We start from the raw sequence: 21,937 nt of genomic DNA, 5'->3' as shown, positions 1-21,937 counted from the left end.
GTCCCAGGTGTGCGGTGCGGCAGCATCCGGCACGGTCCGATCAGGTCGCGGCGGTGCCGCGCGGACCCGTCGAGTAGGTGTCCTGAGCCTACCGGCGCTGCGCGTTTCGAGTGCTTTTATCGCGTTTTAGGCAGCGGTGGAGCGGGGGAGGCGTCCACGGCCGGTCGCCGGTTGCGCTGGGACCAGGTATAGGCCAGCGCGCCCAGCGCGACGAGTGCCAGCAGCAGCAGGCCGATGGTGTACGAGCCGGTGGCCCCGTACACCGCGCCCATGACCAGGGGCGGAACGAATCCGCCGAGCCCGCCGACCGCGCCGACGATGCCCGTCACCGCGCCCACCTTCGGGCCGGGCATCACCTGCGCCAGCAGCGAGAACACCGCGCCCGCGCCCGCACCGAGCATGGCCGCCATCACCAGGAAGGTGAACGTCGCCCACGGGTACAGCGGCGGCGCGAACGCCTGCCAGGCCGCCATCACGGCCAGCACCGCCAGGCACACCGACAGCACCTTCGCCGCCCCCACCCGGTCGGACAGCCAGCCTCCCGGCGGACGGAACAGCACCGCGACGAGGGTGAACCCGGCCGCTTTGAGCGAGGCGTCGCCCTGCTCCAGGCCGTACTGGCTCTGCAGGTAGGTGACCAGGTAGACGGCGAACGACACGTAACCGCCGAAGGTGACCGCGTACAGGCCCGACAGCGGCCAGGTCATCGGCTGGCGGGCGGCGTCGGTGAAACGGCGCGAGAACGGTTCGGCGGGCACCGTGCGCCCCGGCGGGTCGCGCAGCACCAGCCAGGCGACGACGCCGTACACCGCCAGCACCGCCGCGCACAGGTAGAACTGCGCGTTCGGGCCGATCTCCCGCATCGGCTTGGTCAGCAGCGCGGCGATCGCGGTGCCGCCCATGCCCATGCCGATGACGCCCAGCGCCATGCCGCGCTTGGTCGGCGGGAACCAGCCGTTGCCGTGCGGGATCGCCGCCGCGAACGGGGTGCCGCCGATGCCCAGCAGGAAGCCGACGACCAGCATCGCCGGGTACGAGTCCCGGGCCACGGTCAGCAGCAGCACCGGGACGATGGTCAGGAACGCGATCGCGGGCAGCATCCTGCGCGCGCCTAGCACGTCGGTCAGCGCGCCGACCGGGATCCGGCCCAGCGAGCCGACCAGCACCGGCACCGCGACCAGGACCGACTGCTGCACCGAGGACAGCCCGAGGTGAGACTTGTAGTACGCCGAGAGGGGACTGATCAGGCCCCACGCCCATGCGGTGAGCAGGAAGCCCAGCGCGGCGAGGATCAGGTTGGTGTACGCCCCGCGCGGCACCCGCACGGCGACGGCCGGGGCGCTCACCGGTCGTGCCGTTCGCCGAGCCGCCACGCCCACAGCGCGACGCCGAACGAGGCCACCCCGAACGCCGCCGCCCACCAGGCGGTCCTGGTCTGGCCCTGCATCCACGCGTTCAGGCCGACGCCGATCGCCCAGAGCTGGCCGACCAGGATGGACAGCACCAGCGCCAGCCGCCCGGACAGCATCGAGGACCGTTCCGGGTCCGTCTCGCCGCCCGCGCCCGGTCCAGGTCCGGTGCTGCGGATGCGCGGGTCACCGTACCCGCTGGTGGGTTTGATCTCGGGGTATCGCGCCTGCGTCATGCCTGCTCCTCACGGTGTACGTCAGCGATCGCGCGGTCGGCCGGGTAGCTGCTCACCGGATTGCAGCGTGCCCACCGCCCAGATGCCGCCGTCGCGCTCCTCCAACAGCACCCGCGGCAGCGGCCGGGGCGGCGGCCCCGCCGTCACCGCGCCCGAACGCGGGTCGAACACGCCCTCGTGGCACGGGCAGTACAGCTCGCCCTGCTCGCCCCGGTCGGCCCGCCACAGCACCCCGCAGGCCAGATGCGTGCAGATCGAGGAGTACGCGACCAGCGTCCCGTCGGCCATCCGCAGCGCCACGGCCCGGTCCTCCTCGCCGGGGTAGGTGAACGCCACCGACTGGCCGGGCGGCAGCTGCTCGGCGACCAGCTTCGGCGGCGCGGCCCCCTCGCCGTGCCGGTGGAAGATGCCCGCCGCGACCGCGACACCGCCCGCCGCCAGGCCGCCGGACATCGTCACGGCCAGGCGCAGGTAGTCCCGGCGGCTGGTCAGCGAGTCCGCTGCGATGCGCTCCCGCAGCGCCGCGACCTCCTGTTCGGTGTGCCCGTGCGGCCCGTCGAGGTGTCCGGTGCCCGCCTCCCGCTCCCTGCTGCGCGGCTCGGCGCTCACAGCGGGTCCCCCAGCACGTTGTCCGCGGACGGCTCCAGGTGCCCGGCCGGTTGCGGGCTGCCCGTGACGCGGGCGTGCTCCCCGGCCCCGCCGGGCAGCGGCTCGTCCACGGGGCGTCCCCGGGGCACCACCATCGCCACGCCCGTCGAGATGATCGACCCGTCGAAGTCGAACGTGCTGGCCACCTCCACGCCGGGCCGCTCGGTGCGCAGCTCTTCGAGGGTGCCGTAGAAGATCGACCCGGTCGGGCAGACGGTCGCGCACATCGGGGCCAGGCCGTACGACGTGCGGTCGTAGCACAGGTTGCACTTGAACTGGAGCTTCGCCTCCAGGTCGATCTTCGGTACGCCCATCGGGCAGGCGCTGACGCAGTTGCCGCAGCCGATGCAGCGGCTCTTGTCCGCGTCGTGCACGACCCCGTCCGGGGTGACCAGGATGGCCTCGGCCGGGCACACCTGCGCGCACGGCGCGACCGGGTCCTCGCAGTGCATGCACACCGTCGGGCTGGACGCGACGCTGGCGCCCTGGTCCAGATAGTCCAGGTGGATCATCGACTTGCCGCGGTGCGAGTCGCACTCCCGGCACGCCGACACGCAGGCCTGGCAGCCGATACAGCGGCCCGGGTCGATCACGATGGTGCGTCCCATCATGGCTCTGACGTGCCCCTTCCCTGCGACGAGGTGGGTGGCAGCGGTTCGCCGCGCGAGCGCTGGGTGTCGGCGTACGGTTCGCGCCCCGGCGGCATCGGCGGCGCGGGCACCGCCGTGACCGCGTCGGCCGGCTCGATCCGGCAGGCGCACACCTTGTACTCGGGGATCTTCGAGCGCGGGTCGAGGGCGTCGATGGTCAGCTCGTTGGCGGCCACCGGATACGGCCAGTGGTACGGCACGAACACCGTGTCGGGCCGGATCGCCTCGGTGACCAGCGCCGGGAACGTCGCCGCGCCGCGCCGGGTGACCACGGTGACCGCGTCGCCGTTGGCGAACCCGTGCGACGGGTGCACCTCCACCCACGGCCGGGGCGTCTGCTCGACCAGCCCGCCGAGCCGCCGCGTCTGATTGCCCGACAGGAAGTGCGCCACCGTCCGGCCCGTGGTCAGCGTCATCGGGTACGTGTCGTCGTACGGGTCGGCGGGCGGATGCCAGCGCACCGCCTGCAGGTGCACCCTGCCGTCGGCGTGGTACGTCTTCCCGCCCTCGAACAGCCGCGGCGTGCCCGGATGGTCCAGCGTCGGGCACGGCCACGCGATGCCGCCGGTCTCGTCGAGCCGGGCGTACGTGATGCCGTAGTAGTCGTTGACCGTGCCTCGCGAGGCGATCCGCAGCTCCTCGAACACCTGCTCGGAGTCCGCGAACGCGAACTTGTCCCCGGCGCCCAGTCGCCGGGCCAGCTCGCACAGCACCCACGTGTCGGTGCGTACGCCCGGCAGCGGCTCCTGGGCCTTGCGGTGGCGCACCACGCGCGCCTCGGCGTTGGCCATCACCCCGTCGTCCTCGGCCCAGCTGGTCACCGGCAGCACCAGGTGCGCGTTGGCGGCGGTCTCGGACAGGAAGAAGTCGCATTGGGCGTGGAACTCCAGGGCGTCGTAGCCCTCCTTGACCACGGTGTAGTTCGGCAGCGACACGAACGGGTTGTTGCACATGCCGAACAGGCCGCGGATCTCGCCGCGGCGCATCTGGTGCACCATCTCCATCATCGAGGTGCCCGCCTGCGGCAGGTCCTCGACGTCGATGCCCCAGATGTCGGCGACCTGCATGCGGTGCACGGGGTCGCTGATGTTGCGACCGCCGGGCAGCATGTCCGACTTCTGGCCGTGCTCGCGCCCGCCCTGCCCGTTGCCCTGCCCGGTGATGGTGCCGTACCCCGCGCCGGGCTTGCCGAGGTTGCCGGTGGCCACGCACAGGTTGATCACAGTGAGGCAGTTCTCGACACCCTGGGTGTGGTGCTCGATGCCGCGCGCGTGCCAGGCCATCGCCTTGCCGGCCGTCGCGAACATCCGCGCCACCTGCGTGACCTGCTCGACCGGGATGCAGCAGATCTCGGCGGCGCGCTCCGGCGGGCACTCGGCGGCCGCCGTCCGGACCTCGTCCCAGCCGGTCGTGTGCTCGGCGATGAACGCCTCGTCCGTCAGGCCTTCTGTGATCACCACGTGCAGCACCGCGTTGAAGAACGCGGCGTCGGTGCCCGGCCGCAGCGCGACGTGGATGTCGGCGGTGCGGGCGATGCTCGTCTCGCGCGGGTCGATCACGATCAGCTTCGCGCCCCGGTCGCGCGCGCCCCACAGGTACTGGGTCATCACCGGGAAGCACTCGCCGACGTTGGACCCGGCGATCAGCAGGCAGTCGCTGAGCAGGCAGTCCGCGAACGGGTTCGCGGCCCGGTCGATGCCGAACGACAGCTTGTTGGCCCCGGCCGCGCTGACCATGCACAGCCGCCCGTTGTAGTCCACGTGTCGGGTCCGCAGCGCCACCCGCGCGAACTTGCCCACCAGGTACGTCTTCTCGGTGAACAGGCTCGCCCCGCCCAGCATCCCGAACGCGTCCCGGCCGTACTCGGCCTGGATGCGCTGGATGTGCTCGGCGGTGGTGTCCAGGGCCTGCTCCCAGGAGACCGGGCGCAGGTCGTCGGCGCGGCTCTGGCGATACAGCGGCGCGGTCAGCCGGTCCGGGTGGTTGACCTGCTGGTACGCGTTCAGGCCCTTCGGGCACAGCCGCATCCGGTTGATGTCGTGGTCGCGCGGCTCGACACCGAACACCTTGCCGTCGTGCACGCGCAGGTACATGCCGCACTGCACGCCGCAGAAGCAGCAGTGCGTGGCGACCAGCGTCTCCTCGCCCCGGATGGCCCGCCAGCGGTCGGCCGGCAGCCCGCCCGCGTCGCGGAACCGGCCGGTGCCCGGCGGGGTGATGTTCGGGTCGAGGGGGATGGTCATGTCAGAACCCCGGCTTCACGGTGGTGCGGTAGGCCTGGCCGCGCCGCAGCCGCTTGCATCGCGGGCAGACCTCGGCCATGGCGTCGAAGTCCAGCTTCAGGTCGCGCATGGTGGCCCGCAGGTTGTCGACGTACGCCGTGGTGTCGATGGGCTCGCCGCAGTTGCGGCAGCGCCGGATCTCCCCGTGCTCGGTGTACTTGAACAGCTGCATGCCGACCGCCGCGGGGCGCTGGGCGATGTGGAAGAACTTGCCGAACGGCAGGTACAGCAGCGTGAGCACCACGGCGGCCATGTGCAGCACGGCCAGGAACTCGTAGCCGCCGCCGTGCAGCGCGACGCTGGAGAACGTCAGCAGCAGCCCGGTCACCGAGATGATGATCAGCGCGAGCAGCGGCACCAGGTCGTAGCCGAAACGCTGGCCGGTGCTCGCCTCCCGGTCGCGCATGCGCCGGATCAGGAAGTACGTGGCACCCGCGATGACCAGCACGGCGGCGATGTCGAGGCCGTGGAACAGCAGCCAGCCGAGCACCGACAGGGCGTTGAACCCCACCACCGGAAAGCCCCAGATGTTCATGGTGTACTGCGGCCCGGCCCCGGTGTTCGCCGTGAAGGTGAACCAGCCCCAGGTCAGCGGAAAGGTGATCGCGGCGGCCAGCAGGCAGCCCCAGAAGATCAGCTGATGGGCGGCCCAGCGGGCCCGCGAGCGCGCGCCGAGGAACTTCTGGAAGCCGAGGTAGGTCGCGATCATGCGGGGCAGCGCGGTCGGCGTGCGGCGCAGGTTCTGCCAGGACAGCGCCGCGCCCCAGCCCTTGCGGAACAGCCGCCGCGCGCCGGGGGAGGAGATCCACACCGTGTAGCGGTAGGCGATGCCGAAGGCGAGGAACACGCTGGCGATGGCGTACGGGGCCAGCGCCGAGTCGAAGTTGTGCAGGCCCCTGCTGCCGAGGAAGATCGCCGCACTGAGCACCAGGGCGGTGACGATGCCGACGAGCACGGGCCTCATACAGCCGATGCTATGTAACCGGCATATCCACCGTATGAGGTTTATGGGACTTACTGTCACAGATGCCGCGATCTGAGATCACGCTGAGTGATCCAGTTTTCGCGTGGCCGCGCCCGGTCCTGGGGTGCCGCGACAGCGGCTTTCGACTACCTGCATACCGTGAGCAGTGTTAAGGCAACGTTAATCGGGCGTGGATTCTTGTCACACGGAAGATTCCAACGGCGGCACGGGAATCCGGGCGCACCGCCGGTAGCGTACGCACAGTGACGACACAGCTGGCGGCTCCCCGCACCCGCACCTCCCGGCCCCGCTGGCGGGCGGCCGTCGTCGTGCTCGCCGCGCTCGGGCTGGCCGTGGTGCTGGCCGGGCACCGCCTCGTGCCCAACGTCTACAGCTTCGGCAGCCTGCTCGACTCGGTCGTGCCGCTGTTCGGGCTGGCCGTACCCGTGCTGGCGCTGGCCGCCCTGGCCGCCCGCTCCCGCGCCGCGCTGCTGGCCGTCGCGCTGCCCGCCGCCGTCTGGGCGGCCCAGTACGGCAGCGCGCTGCTGCCGCCCCAGGGCGGGCCCGCCGAACTGCGCGTCGTCTCGCAGAACCTGTTCGCCGACAACCCTGACCCGGCCGCCACCGTCACGGCCCTCGCCGCCGACGGGCCCGACCTGATCGCGCTGCAGGAGTCGACCGACGGCGCGGTCGCCGCGGCCGCCGAGCGGCTGCGCGAGACGTACCCCTACCACGCGATCAAGAGCACGGTCGGGCTGCTCAGCAAGCACCCGATCGGGCAGGTGAGCAGCCTCGACAGCCGCACGAACTGGATCCGGGGGCTGCGGGCGGTCGTCGACACGCCGCAGGGCGACGTCACGGTCTATGTCGCGCACCTGCGCTCGGCCCGCATCAACGAGACCGCCAGCCGCGACCGCAACATCCAGGCCCTGGCCGACGCGGTACGCGCCGACGACGCGCAGCGGGTGCTGGTCCTCGGCGACCTGAACACCTCCGCCGAGGACCGGGCCTTCGCCCCGCTGTCGGCGCTGCTACGCGACGCCCAGGCCGACGCGGGCTGGGGGTTCGGCCTCACCTGGCCGTCGGCGCTGCCGGTGCTGCGCCCTGACCAGGTCCTCTACCGGGGCCTCGACGCCACCGACGCCGGTGTGCTGCGCACGCCGGGCACCGACCACCGGGCCGTGACCTCATCGTTCGCGTTCCCGGCCAGCTAGGGCGGGCCGGGCCTGCCGCCGACAGGCCCGGCCCGTGCTCACTTCGCGATGAGCAGCAACACGGCACGGCCACGCAGGGTGTACGCGGTCCCGGCCCCGCCGATGAGCGCCTCCCCGCCCGGCGCTGCGACCTGGTTCGCGCCCTCGGCCCACGGCGCGGTGTCGGTGACCCGGTACCACTGCTTGCCGGCGGGCGGCGCGGGCAGCGTGAAGACCACGTCCCCGGACCAGCCGTTGTACGCGGTGTACAACCCGCTGTCGCCGAACTCCGTGCCGTCGATCCGCCAGGCCAGCGCGTGGTTGTTCGCGTTGCCCCAGTACGCCCCGTCCGGCGCGGCCCCGGCCGGCGTGAACCACTCCAGCTGCCCCAGGCCGTTGGCGTTGCCGTCGGCGGCGGTGTAGAAGTTCACCGGCCGCAGCGCCGGATGCGCCTTGCGGAACGCGGCCAGCCGCGACGTGTACGTCCTGAAGTTCGTCTCGTCCGTGGTCAGCGACCAGTCCAGCCAGTTCGCCGACGAGTCCAGGTTGTACGGGTTGTTGTTGCAGCCGACCGACCGCAGCGTCTCATCGCCGCCGGTCATCATCGGCGTGCCGCCCGACAGCATCAGGAACGCGAACGCGTTGCGGGCCGCCTTGCGCTGGTCGGCCGCGACGCCGCCCTGATCCCAGGAGATGTTGTCGTCGCTGCCCCCGTCCGACGGCCCGTACGGCCAGGCCTGCCCGTTGTTCTTGGCGTTGCACGCGTACAGGTCCCGCTGGGTGAACCCGTCGTGGGCCACCATGAAGTTGACCGAGTGCCACGGCCTGCGGCCGTCGTCGCCGTACAGGTCCGACGACCCGGCGAAGCGGGTGGCCAGCTCGCTCGGGGTGACCGCGTCCACGCCCAGCTTGTTCTGGTCGCGGCGCAGCGTGTCGCGGTAGATCCCGTTCCACTCCGACCACGCCGCCGGGAAGTTGCCGACCTGGTAGGTGCCCGCGCCGATGGCCCACGGCTCGGCGATCCAGTCCACGCCCGCGCCACCGCCCGCCGGGCGGGCCGGCATCTCGGCGGTCAGCCGGTTGAGCGCGGTGCCCGCGTCGGTGCGGCTGTAGCTGAAGCACCCGTGCTGGCAGGTGTTGCCCAGCACCGAGGCCAGGTCGAAGCGGTAGCCGTCGACGCCGAGGGTGTTCTTCCAGTACGCGATGGAGTCGACGATCAGGTTCTGCGCGGCCGGGTTGCGGGTGTTGAAGTTGTGCCCGAGCCCGGTGTTGTCCATCGAGCCCTGCATGTCGGAGGTCAGCGAGTAGTACGCCGGGTTGTCCAGCCCGCGCCAGGAGAAGATGTGGTACGTGTTCTTGTCGCTGATCGCGCCACCCTCGGCGGTGTGGTTGTAGACGACGTCGACGAGCACCTTGATCCCGGCGTCGTGGAACGCCTTCACCATGGCCTTGAACTCCCTCGTCGGCCCGCCCGGCGTCCTGTCGTAGGCGTAGCGCCGGTCCGGGGCGAAGTAGTTCTCCGTCATGTACCCCCAGTAGTTGTCGCCCGTGGTGCTGGCCGGGCTCGCGTCGTTGGCGTCGTTCTGGGTCTCCTGCAGCGGCAGGAACTCCACCGCCGTGACACCGAGCGACGCCAGGTACGCCGCCTTCTGCCCGGCCGCCTTGTAGGTGCCGCGCTCGGCGGCCGCGATCGAGGTGTCCGCCCTGGTCAGGCCGCGCAGGTGCACCTCGTACACGATGTCGTCCTTGAAGGCCCTGGTCGGCTTCGTGCCGACACTCGTGCTGTCGGCGGCCAGCACGATGCCCTTGGGTGCGATCGTGCCGGTGTCCACGGCCCGCTTGGCCGGGCCCGACGAGTAGTCGCTCACCGCCCCGTCGGGCAGCGCGGTGTCGTGGCTCATCTCTCGGGCGTACGGGTCCAGCAGCAGCTTGTTGGGGTTGAACCGGTTGCCGACGGCGTCCACGTCGGCGGCGAACCCGGCCGTCGACCCCTTCGTCCAGCTCGCGCTGTAGGGCCAGTTCGGGCCCCACGCCCGGTATCCGTAGTAGACGGTGCCGGTCACGCCCGCGGCCTGCAGCGCGGCGACGCCGACGGTGACCGCCCAGACGTCCCCGCTGCCCTTGGTGAGCAGGTAGGACGCCTTCTCCTGAGCGCCGGTCGGCGCTGCGTAGACGTACACCGCGATGCGGGTCGCCCGCGACGAGTACACCCGGAAGTTCACATTGCCGCCGGAGTAGCGGCCGCCCAGGCTCAGCGTGTCGATCCCGGCCTGGGCCGGGGTGGTGGGGGAGACGAGGGACAACCCGGCGGCCACCAGCGCGGCGGCGAGCACGGACCTCCAGAGGCGACGCATGGTCTTCCTTCCCGGAACGGGGGTGGTGCCCGGCGCTGAAATTTCTTGCAAAGTGTGACTCAGGTTACGTGCAAGTTTCAGGCCCGTAAAGATGCGCCAACCCGAGCGGCACGCCGCCGGGCGAGCGAGGATGGAGGCGTGGAGGACGTGCGGTCCGCGGCCGACGGAACAGCGGCCGAAGTGGTCATCCCCGTGAACGGCGCCGCGCTGGCGGCCCACCTGGCGATACCCCCGAAGGCGACCGGCGTCGTCGTGTTCGTACACGGCAGCGGCAGCAGCCGGCACAGCCCGCGCAACCAGTACGTCGCGACCCTGCTACGCGACGCGGGCCTCGGCACGCTCCTGTTCGACCTGCTGAACGAGGCCGAGGAGAACGACCGCGGCAACGTGTTCGACATCGGGCTGCTCGCCGGGCGGCTCGGCCAGGTGCTGGCCTGGCTGCGGGCCCGCCCCGAGGCGCGGGGCCTGCCGGTCGGCCTGTTCGGGGCCAGCACCGGCGCGGCCGCCGCGCTGTGGGCCGCGTCGAACGCCGACGCCGACGTCGCCGCGGTCGTCTCGCGCGGCGGACGCCCCGACCTGGCCGGCGGTCACCTCGCCGCGGTACGCGCGCCGACCCTGCTCATCGTCGGCGGCCTCGACCACGCCGTGCTCGACCTCAACCGGCACGCGGCCGCGCAGCTGACCTGCGAGCACGTCATCGAGATCGTGCCCGGCGCGACCCACCTGTTCCAGGAGCCCGGCACCCTGCAGCAGGCCGCCGTCCTGGCCCGCGACTGGCTCGCCCACCACGTGCGCTGACCGACGTCGTACGCAATCCTCCGAGTGCGACGAGGCGGGCAGGATCGCCCACGTCTCAGCCCGAGCCTCAGGGGCGTCCCCCGGCGGTCACCGGTGCGAGAATGCCGTCCACGAGCCTGCGAACGGCGTCGGTTTCCGGCGAGGCGCCTGTGCGGTCGGCGTAGAGCAGATGCGCGGAGCCGATGAGCACGGCCGCCAGCGTGTCGGGGTCGGCGCCGCGGGCGATCCGGCCCACGTCCTGCTCCGCCCGCAGGTATGAGCCGATCATGATCGCCGCCTCGGTCAGCACCGGGATGCCTGCCGGCCACTTCTGCCGCAGCCGGGCGCGCAACTCGTCCCGGAAGGTGAGCAGGGCGACGATCGCCACCGCGACCGACTGGAACACCGCGCTCAGCGCATCGGTGAGGTTGCCGCCGACCGTCGCCGTTCCCGCGAGTTCCCGCAGCGCGGCGGCCTGTGGCGCCATCTGGTCGACGCGGTCGAGCACGTATTGGGCGAGGAAGTCGTCGAAGTCGTCGAAGTGCCGGTGCAGCACGCCCTTGGCGCACCCGGCCTCGGCGGTGAGCGCCCGGCTGGTCAGCGCGCTCGGCCCGTCCCGCAGCAGGATCCGGTCGGCGGCGTCGAACAACTGCTCGCGTACGTCGCGAATGGCCACCCCGGTAGGCATCGCACGCCTTTCGCGCTGTGTCGGCGGCTCACCCGTTGTCGAGTGGGCATCTGCCCACTAGTGTGGGCACATGCCCACTCTACCGCGACAGCAGCCGCCGTCCGCACCGGAGCCGCACCTGCACCGGCAGGTCGCGGAGTCGTTCGGCACCGATCCCGAACGCTACGACCGTGCACGTCCCCGCTATCCCGACGCCCTGGTGGAGCGGATCCTCAGCGGGAGCCCCGGCCCGGACGTCCTCGACGTCGGCTGCGGCACGGGCATCGCCGCCCGCCAGTTCCGCGCAGCGGGGTCCAGGGTGCTCGGGGTCGAACCCGACGCCCGGATGGCCGCGTTCGCGCGCGGCACCGGGATAGCCGTCGACGTCGCGACCTTCGAGGACTGGGAACCCGCCGGTCGCCAGTTCGACGCCGTGGTCGCCGGGATGGCGTGGCACTGGGTCGACCCGGTGGCGGGGGCGGCCAAGGCGGCGCGGGTGCTGCGCCCGCGGGGGCGGCTGGCGCTGTTCTGGTACGTGATGCAGCCCCCGGCTGAGATGGGCGACGCGCTACAGGAGGGTTTCCGGCGTGCGCTGCCCGACTCGCCCTTCACCATGCCGGCCGCCAGCGCATCCATGCTGGACGGATACCAGCTGATGCTGACGAAGGCCGCCGACGGGATCCGGCTGGCCGGCGGGTTCGGGCAGGCCGAGCAGTGGCGTTTCGACCGCACGCGGACCTACACCCGGTCCGGTTGGCTGGACCAGCTCGCGACCAGCGGCGCGCTCACCCGGCTGCCGGCCGGGCTTCTCGCGCAGGTGCTGGCGGACGTCGGGAAGGTGATCGACACGATGGGCGGGACCGTCACCGTCCCGCACACGACTCTTGCCGTCACCGCCACCCGCGCCGTCTGACAGCCGGAGGCAGCGCGGCGAGCCGCCTGTCTCCGACGATCAGACGACCGAAGAGCGCTGGTCAGGGGCCAGCGGCTGCAAGCCGGCGGCGATCCGGTCGAAGTCGTCGTCGTGCAGGACGTCCTCGGGGTGCTCGGCCCGCAGCTGCTGGCGCACGGCGCGGTAGAACTCCTGCAGCGCGTCGTTGAGCCGGGCGATCGGCGGGACGTCGGCGTAGTGCTCGGCGCGTGGATCCCGGTTGTCGACCCCCTGCATCGCCACCGCGTAAGCGTGGTGCATGACCCTGCGCGCCGCGTCCTGCACCCGCCGGTTGCCGACGAGCCGCAACTGCTCCATGGCGATCCGGAGCCTCTCCTGCGCGTCGTCGATACGCTGCTGGCGGGCGGCCTTGTCGGTGCTGTGGCGGTAGCGCTCCGCGTGGTGACGCACGCTGCGCGCCGCCTCGGCGAGGACGGCGCTCTTGTCGAACAGCACCGCGTCCCAGCGCGCCCGCGTGTCGCCGGCCATCTTCCGGCTGTTGACGAAATAGGCGACCAGCGAGGTCAAGGTCGCCGCCAGCACGGCGCCCAGGAAGGTGAGCCCGCTCGTCTGCCACATGTGACCAATGTAGAGGCTGCCGACACCCCGCCGGGTGCAACGGCAGACGGCGTGTCGCGACCTCCGGCGACGGTGCCGTCGGGGCGTCCGGCCGGGCATATAGTGCCGATCATGTGTACGGTCGCCGTCAGTTTCGAGCCGTCGTCACCGATCCCGCTACTGGTGCTCGCCGTGCGCGACGAGCTGCTGGTCCGGCCTTGGGAGCCGCCCGCGTCACACTGGCCGCGCCACCCCGGTGTGCTCGGCGGTCTCGACCTGGTGGCCGGGGGCACCTGGCTGGCCGTGGACCCGGCCGCCCGTCGAGCCGCGTTCGTGCTCAACGGGCGCGGGCGGCTGGCCCCGGAACACGGCCGCCGCTCGCGGGGCGACCTGCCGCTGCTGGCCGCGGCCGGGAAGTCCGTGCCGGGTGACCTGCGCGCCTTCGACCCGTTCTACCTGATCACCGCGGAGCTGTCCGGCGTGGTGATGGTCGGCTGGGACGGCGACGTCCGCACCGATACGGTCCTGCCGACCGGGCCCACCGTGATCGTCAACAGCGGCGACGACCCGGCCGAACCCCGCGCCGCGCACCTGCTGGCAGCGCTGCGCGCCACCCCGCGACCGGACCCGGCCGACGGCTGGGGCGCGTGGCCGGACCTGGCGGCCGGTCAGGGCGTCGGCCGCGACGACCCGCGCGCCCTGATCCTGCGGCGCACCTTCGGCGACGACCTGCGCTACGGCTCCAGCTCGGTCACCCTCCTGGCGCTGGGCCCCGACCTGGTCCGCTACGACTTCGCCGCCGTTCCCGACGCCCCAGGCCCCCTCACCCTCACCCGGATCGCCTAAGCACATCCGGACTGAAGATCCGCTTTTGGAGACCATGTGCAACCTATGGGTTGCGCCTCGGCGGCTTGATGTGCAACTGTGGAGTTGCACATCAAGTGACGGCGTTGAAGGAGTCAGTCCATGAGCGAGGACCGGATCGAGCGCGAGACCCTGATCGAGGCGTCCCTGGAACGGGTCTGGGAGCTGGTCGCCCAGCCCGGGTTCTGGGTCGCCGACAAGGCGAGCCTGCCCGGCACCGTGGCCAGGGAGGGGGAGACCCTGCTCGCGAAGAACCCGCACCACGGCGACTTCCCGGTCCGGGTCGAGAAGGTCGACCCGCCGACCTACCTGGCGTACCGCTGGGCCAGCGCCTTCCCCGGCCAGGAGCTGCGCGAGGACAACAGCACCCTGGTCGAGTTCACGCTGACAGCCGAGGGCCACGCGACGCGCCTCCGGGTCGTCGAGAGCGGGTTCGCGTCACTGGCCGCCCCGGAGGAGCTGCGCAGCGGTGCGGTGCGGGACAACTCGGGCGGCTGGCCGCTGGAGCTGGAGGCGCTCAAGGCGCGTGCCGAAGAATCCTCCGTGTGACCGACGAACCCGAAGCCGTCTCGCCCGTCGACGGCGTGCTGGCCGCGCTGGCCGACCCGACCCGGCGTCAGCTGCTCGACCTGCTGGCCGCGCTGGGCGAGGTGACCGCGACGACGCTCGCCGAGCACCTTCCCGTCTCGCGGCAGGCCGTGGTCAAGCACCTCGCCGTGCTGGACGCGGCCGGGCTGGTCGGCGGGCACCGGGCCGGGCGCGAAGTCCGGTACGCGGTACGCCCCGAGGCGCTGAACGCGACGGCGCGCTGGATGGCGGCGCTCGCGTCCGACTGGGACCGCCGGCTGGCGACCATCAAGCGGATCGCCGAGGCGGCCGAACGAGACGAGGCAGTGCAGCGCACCACCGACCACGGATGAGGTGACCACGATGATCGATCACAGGACCGGCACCAGGCAGGAATGGCTCGCGGCCCGGCTGGAGCTGCTGGCGGAGGAGAAGGAGCTGACCCGGCGCGGCGACGAGGTGGCCCGCCGGCGGCGGGAACTGCCCTGGGTACGCGTCGACGAGCAGTACACCTTCGACACCGACGACGGCCGGGCGACGCTGGCCGAGCTGTTCGCGGGCCGCTCGCAGCTGCTGGTGTACCACTTCATGTTCGGGCCCGACTACGAGGCGGGCTGCCCGTCCTGCTCGGCCATCGCCGACGGGTTCGACGGCTCGGTCGTCCACCTCGCCAACCACGACGTGACCCTGTGCGCGGTGTCGCAGGCCCCGCTGGCGAAACTGCAGGCCTACCGCCAGCGGATGGGCTGGAGCTTCCCGTGGGCGTCGTCGTACGGCGGCACGTTCAACCACGACTTCCACGTCACGCACACCAGGCAGGAGTGGGAGTCGGGGGCGGTCGACTACAACTTCCGCTCGATGGACGTACGGCCCTCGCCCTCGGGTGAGGAGCCGCCGATGCTGAACCAGATCGCGTCGTCAGTCGGCGTGGACTGGCCGACCTACCGGCAGCAGGGGCCGGGCATGAGCGCGTTCGTGCTGGACGACGGCGTCGTCTACCACACGTACTCGACCTACGAGCGGGGCGTGGACGCGCTCTGGGGCATGTACCAGTGGCTCGACCGGGCGCCGCTCGGGCGCAACGAGTCCGGCTTCTGGTGGCGCCGCCACGACGAGTACGACCAGCGGTGACCGTCGTCGTGGAATGAACGGGGGGATGCGGCCGCGCCGGTGAACGATCACCGGCGCGGCCGCGTCGTGCTACGCGGCTTCGGGTGCGGGCAGCGTGCCCAGGCAGGACCACTGGACGGTGACGGGACGGTAGCCCAGGCGCGCGTTGATGGCGAGCATCGGCGCGTTCGACTCGTCGTTGGACGTGTACGAGGCCGTCACGCCGCCCGCGGCGGCCCGGTGCAGGGCCACGATCTTGGCAAGCCGGGCCAGGCCACGGCCGCGGTGCTCGGGCAGCGTCGCGGTCATGTCCGACCACATCCGCTCCCCATCCCGCTTGACCAGCGTGAACGCCACGATCTGCCCGCCGTCGAGCACGGCCGTGCTGGCGTCCTTGTCCAGGCCCACGTTGTTCCACACCTCGTAGCGCCACGTGTCGAAGGAGATCGCGTCGGAGGGCACGTCGCCGGGCTCGTCGGCGCTGGCCGCGACGTACGCCGTGTAGAGCACCCGCTCGTCCAGGCCGGACAGCGGCACCACGCCGACCCCGGCGGGCGCGTCCGGCGTGGGCGGCGCGAGCCGGGTCTCCAGCATCGAGTAGCGCAGCTCGCGGCTCGGCGTGAACCCGCGGCCACGGGCGAAGTCCAGCGACTCGCCCTGCACCCAGGCGCGCACCCGGCGTACACCGAGCGCGGCCAGGTGCCGGGAGGCGGCGTCGAACAGCAGCGCGCCCGCGCCCCGGCGGCGATGGTCGGGGTGCACGTGCAGCAGCGAGATCTCGCCGAAGTCGGCCTCGGAGGTGGTGATGTTCCGGAACGCCGAGGTCCAGCCGACGATCTGCCCGCCGTCCTCGACCACGAACGCGGTCCAGTCCCCGTCCGGCGGGTCGGCGAGCATCTGCCGCGTCGAGGCGACCCCGCGCACCAGGTACGGATACACCTCGGCGCGCAGCGCGACCACGGCCGCAGCGTCGTCGGGCACAGCGTTACGGATTCTCATCCGGCCATCCTGACCCCGCCTACCATGATCGACAAATCGATTTACAGGCGGCGAGGGCAGCGAGCGACCAGTTAGCCTGCGGCGGTGCCGCTGACATTCCCCTCGCACGCCGCGCTGCCACTGCCGCTTAAACTGTGGCGACCGCGCTGGTTCGACGGCGTCGCGCTGACGGTCGGGGCGGCCTCGCCCGATCTGGCGTACGCCCTGGACGGCTCGGGTCTGCCGGTGTTCCCGCTGTCGCACCAGTGGCCGGGCCTGGTCCTGTTCTGCCTACCCGTGACGCTGGCCGGGGCGCTGCTGGTGCGCCGGACGGCGGCCGTGGCCGCCGCGCACCTGCCCCGGCGGCCCGCCGCGCTGGCGCTGCGCGACTACGGCGTGCTCGGCACGACCCGGCCCGCGCTCGCGGTCAGCGTCGTGTCGGCGCTGCTCGCCGCCGCGAGCCACCTGGTCTGGGACCGGATCACCGAACCCGCGCCCGTGCTCGACCTCGTGTCGACTATCGGCGGCGCGCTGGTGGCGCTGGCGCTGGCCGTGCACGTGGGCCGCCACCGCCTGCTACGGGCCTGGCACGGCGACCCACCGGCCCGCCCGGCGCGCCCGGTGCTGTTCTGGTCCGTCGCGGCGACGGGCACCGCCGTCGCGGCAGGCGTCGCGGCACAGCTGCCCGGTGCGTTCCTGCTGCACACCACGGGCGCCCGCCTCCTGATCGGGCTGGCCCTCGCCGTCACGGCAGCCGCCGCGGCGGTCACGCTCGCGACGCCGCGTGCCGCACCGGCGGTCGCGACCGGCGACTGACCTCGCGACCTGCTTCGCCCGGACGCGCCCGCACGCTTCGGACGGGTCGAGCCGCGGCCGGCGTCGCCCGGACGCGCCCGCGCGCTTCGGACGGGGGTCAGGCCGCGAGCGGTGCGGCCGCGTGCGTCAGGCGACGCGCAGGCTCTCCCCGTCTATGCCGACGACGTCGCCCCGGTGCAGCTGGCGGCCCCGGCGCACCTCCACCTCGCCGTTCACGGTCACCTCACCGGCGGTGATGCGCAGCTTCGCCTCGCCGCCGGTCTCGATCGCGTTGGCGAGCTTCAGGAACTGGCCCAGGCGGATCATGTCATCACGGATCGGTACGTCGGTCACGCTGCCATCTTGCCCCAGCGGCGGTCCGTCGATGCGCAGCGGCCCGCGATCGTCAGAGTCCGGTGAGGAACGCGCGCAGCGCCCGCTCGTACGGCTCGATCGTGGTGAGGTCGGCGTACTCGTCGGGGCCGTGCAGGCCCGCGCCGCCGATGCCGAAGATGACCGCGTCGATGCCGCGCTGGGAGTAGAAGCGCCCGTCGGCCGCGCCGTGCTTGCGCAGGAACCCGGCCGGGTAGCCCTGCGCCCGCGCCGCCTGCTGCAGGGCCAGCACCTCGGGCCGGTCCCGGTCGGCGTGGTGCGGGGCGTCGGCGTGCTCGACGGCCACCGTGACGCCCGGCCCGCAGATGTCGGCCAGGTGCGCGGCGATCTGCGCGGCGGTGCGCCCGTCGAAGCCGGGCTCACCGGGCGGGAAGCGGATGTCCAGCCACGCCTCGGCCAGCGCCGGGACCTGGTTGAACGCCGTGTTCGGGGTGCCCAGCCGGGCCAGGTTCACCGTCGTCGCCCAGGCCTCCGCCGTCGGCAGCGGGTACGCCGCGTGTATCGCCCGGACCGCCTCGGTCAGCCGCAGCAGCGCGTTGTCGCCCTGCCACGGGTACGCGCTGTGCGCGGCGCGGCCGGTCGCGGTCAGCCTGGCCTGCAGGATGCCCTTGGAGTCGGTGACGATCTCCAGCCCGCTGAACTCGCCGATCACCACGAACTGCCCCGTGACCCCCTGCTCCACCTGGTGCAGGGTGCCGTTGCGGCCGCCGATCTCCTCGTCGGTGACCAGCTGCAGCGCCAGCGGGTACGGCAGGGTCGGGGCCAGCTCGGCGAACACGTGCGCCATGACCAGCGCCGAGATCTTCATGTCCTGCGCGCCCCGGGCGTACAGCCGGTCGCCCTCGCGGCGCGGCGTGAACTGCTCCGGCGGCGCGGGCACCACGTCCAGGTGCCCGTTGAGGATCACGCGGAACGCCGGGCGGCCCGCCCCGGTGTCGCGGTAGAGCAGCGCGCTCGGCTTGCCCGCCGACGAGAAGCGCTCCACGGCGAAGCCCGGCCCGACCATGTCGAGGACCAGCTCCAGCGCGCGGTGCAGTTCGTCGGGGCGGTCGGCGGTCGACGGCACGGCGAGCAGCCGCTCGGCCGTACGCAGAAAAGTCTCCAGCTCCACCCCGCCATCCTGCCGCACTCGCGCCCGCGGGGCATCCGGTGTCGTACCGCGTGGATAACATCGCGCCGATGGACGCACTGCGGCTGGCCTCGTGGCGTATGCGCAACCTCGGGCTGCACGCCGCCACCGACACGACACCCCAGGGCGTGGTCGGCCGGCTGGGCGCGGTGCAGTCGCAGGACTACGGCCCTGCGACCTGGTCCGTCGGGGAGCGCATCAGCGGTGCCCGCGAGGACCTGGTGCACGGCGAGTTCGCCGACGGGGCGCTGCTGCGCACCCACGTGCTGCGGCCGACCTGGCATTTCGTCACCCCTGACGACATCTGCTGGATGCTGGCACTGACCGGTCCGCGGGTGCACCAGCTCAACGCCTACTACTACCGCCAGCTCGGCCTCGACGAGCAGTTGCGCGGGCGCTGCTCCGGGCTGCTCTCCGAGGCGCTGGCGGGCACCCAGCTGACCCGCAAGGAGCTGACCGCGCTGTTCCAGGAGGCGGGCATCGGCACCGAGGGCTTCCGGATGGCGTACATCCTGATGCACGCCGAACTCGAAGGCCTGATCTGCAGTGGCGCGATGAAGGGCAAGCAGCACACGTACGCGCTGCTGGCCGACCGCGCCCCGCAGGCGCGGACCCTGGAGCCCGACGAGGCCCTGGCCGAGCTGACCCTGCGCTACTTCAGCAGCCACGGACCGGCCACGGTGAAGGACTTCCGCTGGTGGTCCAGCCTCACCCAGGCCGAGATCCGGCGCGGCATCGGCCTGGTCGGCGACCGGCTGGACAGCCTCACCGTGGACGGGCTGACCTACTGGTTCGCGGGTGAGCCGCCGCGGACGCCCGCGCCGGACGGGCCGGTCGCGCACCTGCTGCAGGGCTACGACGAATACCTGGTGGGCTACACCGAGAGCAAGCACCTGCTCGACCTCGGTGGCGTCGGCGACGGGCAGCGCTGGGACCGGCCGGTCTTCAACGGCGTGCTGATCATCGACAGCCAGGTCGCCGGGCACTGGAAACGGACCGTCGGGCGCACCGGGGTCGCGATCGAGATCCTGGTCTACGCCCCGCTCGACCCCGGCCGGTCAGCGGCGGTGCAGGCCGCCGCCGACCACCACGGCCGCTTCCTCGGCCTGCCCGCCACGGTCACCACGACAGCCCTCTGACGGGCTATCCGCGCACCGCGCCCGAGTTCTTGTCGGCCATCAGCCCGGACGTGTCGACGGCCTCGAAGTTCGAGCCCGACAGGTTCTTCAGGGCGCGCAGCGCGTCGTTGGACCAGCGGTCGTCGGGCGCGCCGGACAGGTACCAGGGCGAGCCGTTGTCGGCGACGATCACGCCGTACTTCTTCATGGCCTCGGCGATGATCCGGGCCTGCTTGGGCATCTTCGAGGTGTCCACGCTCGCCTTGAGGCGCAGCCGCAGGCCCATCGGCGGCAGGTTCGCGTCCGCGCTGTTCGAGGCGGCGTGCCGGGCGGGCCACAGGTAGGTGTTGCGCGAGCGCGGCACGGTGATGCGCAGCGCGTGGGTGATGCGACCGGCGGCGACCTCGTCGTAGCGGACCAGCCCGGCGAAGATCGACAGTCCGGCCGCGTCGGCGGAGGTCCAGCCCGCGGGGCGCAGCTTGTTGGAGCGCAGGTCGTAGATCGCGCCGGACCCGGCCCGCCAGCCCGCGCCGGACGGGTACGCCGCGAAAAGCTCGTACACCTTGCAGCCCGCGGCGTCGTACAGGATGACGTGGCGGTCGCCGTCGCTGCCGCGCCCGCCTTCGACCTTGGCGTCGGCGGGCACGGGATAGGGGCCCTTGTCGCTCTCGCCCGCGTACTCGAAGCTGACCTTGACGGTCTTCTGGCCGGGCTTGATCGCCGTGACGGGAATGCCGATCGGCGCACCCTCCCACAGGCCGGAACCGAAGTCGGGGTGCATGTGCGCGCCCGCGCCGATGCTGTTCACCAGCGCGCCCGACGAGCGGTGCACGGGCAGCTTCGACACGTCGGCCCGCCACACGCTGTTCGCCGGGAACACCCCGCACGCCGCCGGCGCGGCCGACGGCGACGCCTTGGCGCTCGGGCTCGCGACCGCCGACGCGGAGACCGACGGTGCGGCGCTGCCTGGCACGAACACCGGATCGGACGGTCCCGCCGCGCCGGGGGCGGTGCTGCCGCACGCGGCGAGCCCGAGGACGGCGGCCAGGGCGGTCAGTCGCAGCGGCACTGCGGCGAGAGATCGTGAAAGCACGCGCAGAATCTAGACCCACACTGTCGTACGGGCACAGCCAACTGCCCCGTTGCAGGGATTATGGCCGTTAGGTGAGGTTTGTCCGCGTAGCCTCGGTACATGCTCAAGACCGTGCGCGCGCTGTCGTGGTGGGCGGTGATCCCGCCGGTGTGCGTGATCCTGCTCGCGGCGGTCTGGGGGCACAAGGTCGGCGGGTTCGGGCTGGTCGTGGTCGGCATCGCGCTGGTCGGCGCCGTCATCGTCGCCGTCCACCACGCCGAGATCGTGGCGCACCACGTCGGTGAGCCCTTCGGCACGCTCATCCTCGCCGTCGCGGTCACCGCCATCGAGGTCGGCCTCATCATCATGCTGATGACCTCGGCCCCGCCGGGCCCGTCCACGCTGGCCCGCGACACGGTCTTCGCCGCCTTCATGATCGTGTGCAACGGCGTCGTCGGGCTCTGCCTGCTGGTAGGCGGCCTGCGCCATCGCGAGGTCGAGTTCCACGTCGAAGGCGTCACCGCGACCCTGGCCACGCTCAGCACCGTCGCCACCCTCGCCCTGGTGCTGCCGTCGTTCACCACGAGCAGCCCCGGCTCCACCTACTCCGGGCCGCAGCTCGCGTTCGCGGGCACCGCCTCACTCGTGCTGTACGCGGCGTTCGTCTTCGTCCAGACGATCCGGCACCGCCACTACTTCCTGCCGCTGGAGACCGACGACGAGGAGCACCCCGCCGCCGGGCCCGGCCGCAAAGCCGCCGGGGTCAGCCTGCTCATGCTGCTGCTGTGCCTGGTCGCCGTGGTCGGCCTGGCCAAGGTGGAGTCACCGGCGATCGAGCACGTGGTCGCCGTGGCGGGCGCGCCCCGCGCCGTGGTCGGTGTCGTCATCGCCCTGCTGGTGCTGCTGCCCGAGACGGCCGCGGCGGTGCGCGCCGCGTCCCGCAACAAGATCCAGACGAGCTTCAACCTGGCCCTCGGCTCGGCCGTGGCCAGCATCGGGCTGACCATCCCCGCGATCGCGATCGCCTCGATCTGGCTCAAGGACACCCTCGTACTCGGCCTGGACCCCAAGGACATGGTGCTGCTCGCGATCACCGTCGTGGTCACCACGCTGACCGTCGCCCCCGGCCGCGCCACCCTGATGCAGGGCATGGTCCACCTGACCATCTTCGGCGTCTTCCTGTTCCTGTCCTTCGTGCCGTAGGGCGGTGCTCGGGGCGGCGGCTATCGCATCGATGTCCTA

23 protein-coding genes are annotated in these 21,937 nt (G+C 72.3%); 10 read left to right on the top strand and 13 right to left on the bottom strand.

The genetic code is table 11. From position 1 onward, the window contains the following. Positions 1-116: 116 nt before the first annotated feature. From HAV40_RS01075 to HAV40_RS01050, 6 genes are read right to left on the bottom strand one after another with little or no spacing between them, the layout of a single operon-like run. Positions 117-1,346 carry an MFS transporter gene (locus tag HAV40_RS01075; RefSeq protein ID WP_239086238.1) on the bottom strand — a complete coding sequence of 410 codons (1,230 nt, stop codon included), beginning with the start codon at positions 1,344-1,346 and terminating at the stop codon, positions 117-119. Next, complete coding sequence (locus tag HAV40_RS01070) at positions 1,343-1,645, bottom strand: DUF6755 family protein (protein ID WP_166378050.1); 303 nt, start codon at positions 1,643-1,645, stop codon at positions 1,343-1,345. The genes HAV40_RS01075 and HAV40_RS01070 overlap by 4 nt, the downstream gene beginning before the upstream one ends. Before the next feature lie 21 nt (positions 1,646-1,666). Then, complete coding sequence (locus tag HAV40_RS01065) at positions 1,667-2,254, bottom strand: QcrA and Rieske domain-containing protein (protein ID WP_203671289.1); 588 nt, start codon at positions 2,252-2,254, stop codon at positions 1,667-1,669. After that, the gene (locus HAV40_RS01060) at positions 2,251-2,904 is read right to left on the bottom strand and encodes a 4Fe-4S dicluster domain-containing protein (protein WP_166378048.1); all 654 of its coding nucleotides are present in this window, start codon (positions 2,902-2,904) and stop codon (positions 2,251-2,253) included. The genes HAV40_RS01065 and HAV40_RS01060 overlap by 4 nt, the downstream gene beginning before the upstream one ends. Continuing rightward, a complete protein-coding gene (locus tag HAV40_RS01055; protein ID WP_166378046.1) occupies positions 2,901-5,186 on the bottom strand; it encodes a molybdopterin oxidoreductase family protein in 2,286 nt (761 codons plus the stop codon). The genes HAV40_RS01060 and HAV40_RS01055 overlap by 4 nt, the downstream gene beginning before the upstream one ends. Before the next feature lies 1 nt (position 5,187). Next, on the bottom strand, positions 5,188-6,189 hold the full coding sequence (locus HAV40_RS01050; protein WP_166378043.1) for an MFS transporter: 1,002 nt from the start codon (positions 6,187-6,189) through the stop codon (positions 5,188-5,190). A gap of 263 nt (positions 6,190-6,452) precedes the next feature. On the opposite strand from HAV40_RS01050, the gene HAV40_RS01045 reads away from it, so the two are divergent. After that, positions 6,453-7,403 (top strand): endonuclease/exonuclease/phosphatase family protein, encoded by a 951-nt coding sequence (locus HAV40_RS01045; protein WP_239086237.1) that lies wholly within the window; start codon positions 6,453-6,455, stop codon positions 7,401-7,403. 38 nt (positions 7,404-7,441) lie between these two features. Here the strand turns inward: HAV40_RS01045 and HAV40_RS01040 are convergent, their stop codons facing one another. Next, a complete protein-coding gene (locus tag HAV40_RS01040; protein WP_166378041.1) occupies positions 7,442-9,736 on the bottom strand; it encodes an isoamylase in 2,295 nt (764 codons plus the stop codon). 138 nt (positions 9,737-9,874) lie between these two features. Between HAV40_RS01040 and HAV40_RS01035 the strand changes: the two genes are divergently transcribed. After that, positions 9,875-10,534, top strand: coding sequence for a dienelactone hydrolase family protein (locus tag HAV40_RS01035; RefSeq protein WP_409364966.1), 660 nt, complete (start codon positions 9,875-9,877; stop codon positions 10,532-10,534). A 67-nt stretch (positions 10,535-10,601) separates the two neighbouring features. On the opposite strand, the gene HAV40_RS01030 is transcribed toward HAV40_RS01035, so the two are convergent. Continuing rightward, positions 10,602-11,201, bottom strand: a complete 600-nt coding sequence (locus HAV40_RS01030; protein ID WP_166378036.1) for a TetR/AcrR family transcriptional regulator — start codon at positions 11,199-11,201, stop codon at positions 10,602-10,604. Between the two features lie 70 nt (positions 11,202-11,271). Between HAV40_RS01030 and HAV40_RS01025 the strand changes: the two genes are divergently transcribed. Then, positions 11,272-12,093, top strand: coding sequence for a class I SAM-dependent methyltransferase (locus HAV40_RS01025; RefSeq protein WP_166378034.1), 822 nt, complete (start codon positions 11,272-11,274; stop codon positions 12,091-12,093). A 39-nt stretch (positions 12,094-12,132) separates the two neighbouring features. Here HAV40_RS01025 and HAV40_RS01020 read toward each other — a convergent pair whose 3' ends face one another. Continuing rightward, entirely contained in the window at positions 12,133-12,690 is a 558-nt protein-coding gene (locus HAV40_RS01020; RefSeq protein WP_166378032.1) for a hypothetical protein, read from the bottom strand. 111 nt (positions 12,691-12,801) lie between these two features. On the opposite strand from HAV40_RS01020, the gene HAV40_RS01015 reads away from it, so the two are divergent. The 4 genes from HAV40_RS01015 to HAV40_RS01000 all read left to right on the top strand — a co-directional run bounded on the left by HAV40_RS01015 (position 12,802) and on the right by HAV40_RS01000 (position 15,231). Then, complete coding sequence (locus HAV40_RS01015) at positions 12,802-13,515, top strand: NRDE family protein (protein WP_166378030.1); 714 nt, start codon at positions 12,802-12,804, stop codon at positions 13,513-13,515. 120 nt (positions 13,516-13,635) lie between these two features. Next, on the top strand, positions 13,636-14,082 hold the full coding sequence (locus tag HAV40_RS01010) for an SRPBCC domain-containing protein (protein ID WP_166378027.1): 447 nt from the start codon (positions 13,636-13,638) through the stop codon (positions 14,080-14,082). Then, complete coding sequence (locus HAV40_RS01005) at positions 14,079-14,453, top strand: ArsR/SmtB family transcription factor (RefSeq protein WP_166378025.1); 375 nt, start codon at positions 14,079-14,081, stop codon at positions 14,451-14,453. Before HAV40_RS01010 ends, HAV40_RS01005 begins: the two co-directional genes overlap by 4 nt. 10 nt (positions 14,454-14,463) lie before the next feature. After that, on the top strand, positions 14,464-15,231 hold the full coding sequence (locus HAV40_RS01000) for a DUF899 domain-containing protein (RefSeq protein WP_166378023.1): 768 nt from the start codon (positions 14,464-14,466) through the stop codon (positions 15,229-15,231). Between the two features lie 69 nt (positions 15,232-15,300). Here the strand turns inward: HAV40_RS01000 and HAV40_RS00995 are convergent, their stop codons facing one another. Beyond that, positions 15,301-16,209 (bottom strand): GNAT family N-acetyltransferase, encoded by a 909-nt coding sequence (locus HAV40_RS00995; protein WP_166378021.1) that lies wholly within the window; start codon positions 16,207-16,209, stop codon positions 15,301-15,303. An 84-nt stretch (positions 16,210-16,293) separates the two neighbouring features. Between HAV40_RS00995 and HAV40_RS00990 the strand changes: the two genes are divergently transcribed. Then, complete coding sequence (locus tag HAV40_RS00990) at positions 16,294-17,004, top strand: DUF4184 family protein (protein ID WP_166378019.1); 711 nt, start codon at positions 16,294-16,296, stop codon at positions 17,002-17,004. A 126-nt stretch (positions 17,005-17,130) separates the two neighbouring features. Here the strand turns inward: HAV40_RS00990 and HAV40_RS00985 are convergent, their stop codons facing one another. Continuing rightward, positions 17,131-17,337 (bottom strand): RNA-binding S4 domain-containing protein, encoded by a 207-nt coding sequence (locus tag HAV40_RS00985; protein WP_166378017.1) that lies wholly within the window; start codon positions 17,335-17,337, stop codon positions 17,131-17,133. Between the two features lie 52 nt (positions 17,338-17,389). Beyond that, positions 17,390-18,487, bottom strand: coding sequence for a M20 family metallopeptidase (locus tag HAV40_RS00980; protein ID WP_166378015.1), 1,098 nt, complete (start codon positions 18,485-18,487; stop codon positions 17,390-17,392). A gap of 68 nt (positions 18,488-18,555) precedes the next feature. Here HAV40_RS00980 and HAV40_RS00975 point away from each other — a divergent pair, with 68 nt between their 5' ends. Further along, a complete protein-coding gene (locus tag HAV40_RS00975; RefSeq protein ID WP_166378013.1) occupies positions 18,556-19,644 on the top strand; it encodes a winged helix DNA-binding domain-containing protein in 1,089 nt (362 codons plus the stop codon). A 4-nt stretch (positions 19,645-19,648) separates the two neighbouring features. Here HAV40_RS00975 and HAV40_RS00970 read toward each other — a convergent pair whose 3' ends face one another. Beyond that, positions 19,649-20,716: a hypothetical protein gene (locus tag HAV40_RS00970; RefSeq protein ID WP_166378011.1), complete on the bottom strand. Its 1,068-nt coding sequence runs from the start codon at positions 20,714-20,716 to the stop codon at positions 19,649-19,651. A 99-nt stretch (positions 20,717-20,815) separates the two neighbouring features. Between HAV40_RS00970 and HAV40_RS00965 the strand changes: the two genes are divergently transcribed. Further along, complete coding sequence (locus HAV40_RS00965) at positions 20,816-21,898, top strand: calcium:cation antiporter (protein WP_166378010.1); 1,083 nt, start codon at positions 20,816-20,818, stop codon at positions 21,896-21,898. Positions 21,899-21,937 lie beyond the last annotated feature (39 nt).

This window comes from Catellatospora methionotrophica, from assembly GCF_011297335.1.
GTDB lineage: Bacteria > Actinomycetota > Actinomycetes > Mycobacteriales > Micromonosporaceae > Catellatospora > Catellatospora methionotrophica.
This window is presented reverse-complemented; position numbering and strand designations above follow the sequence as displayed.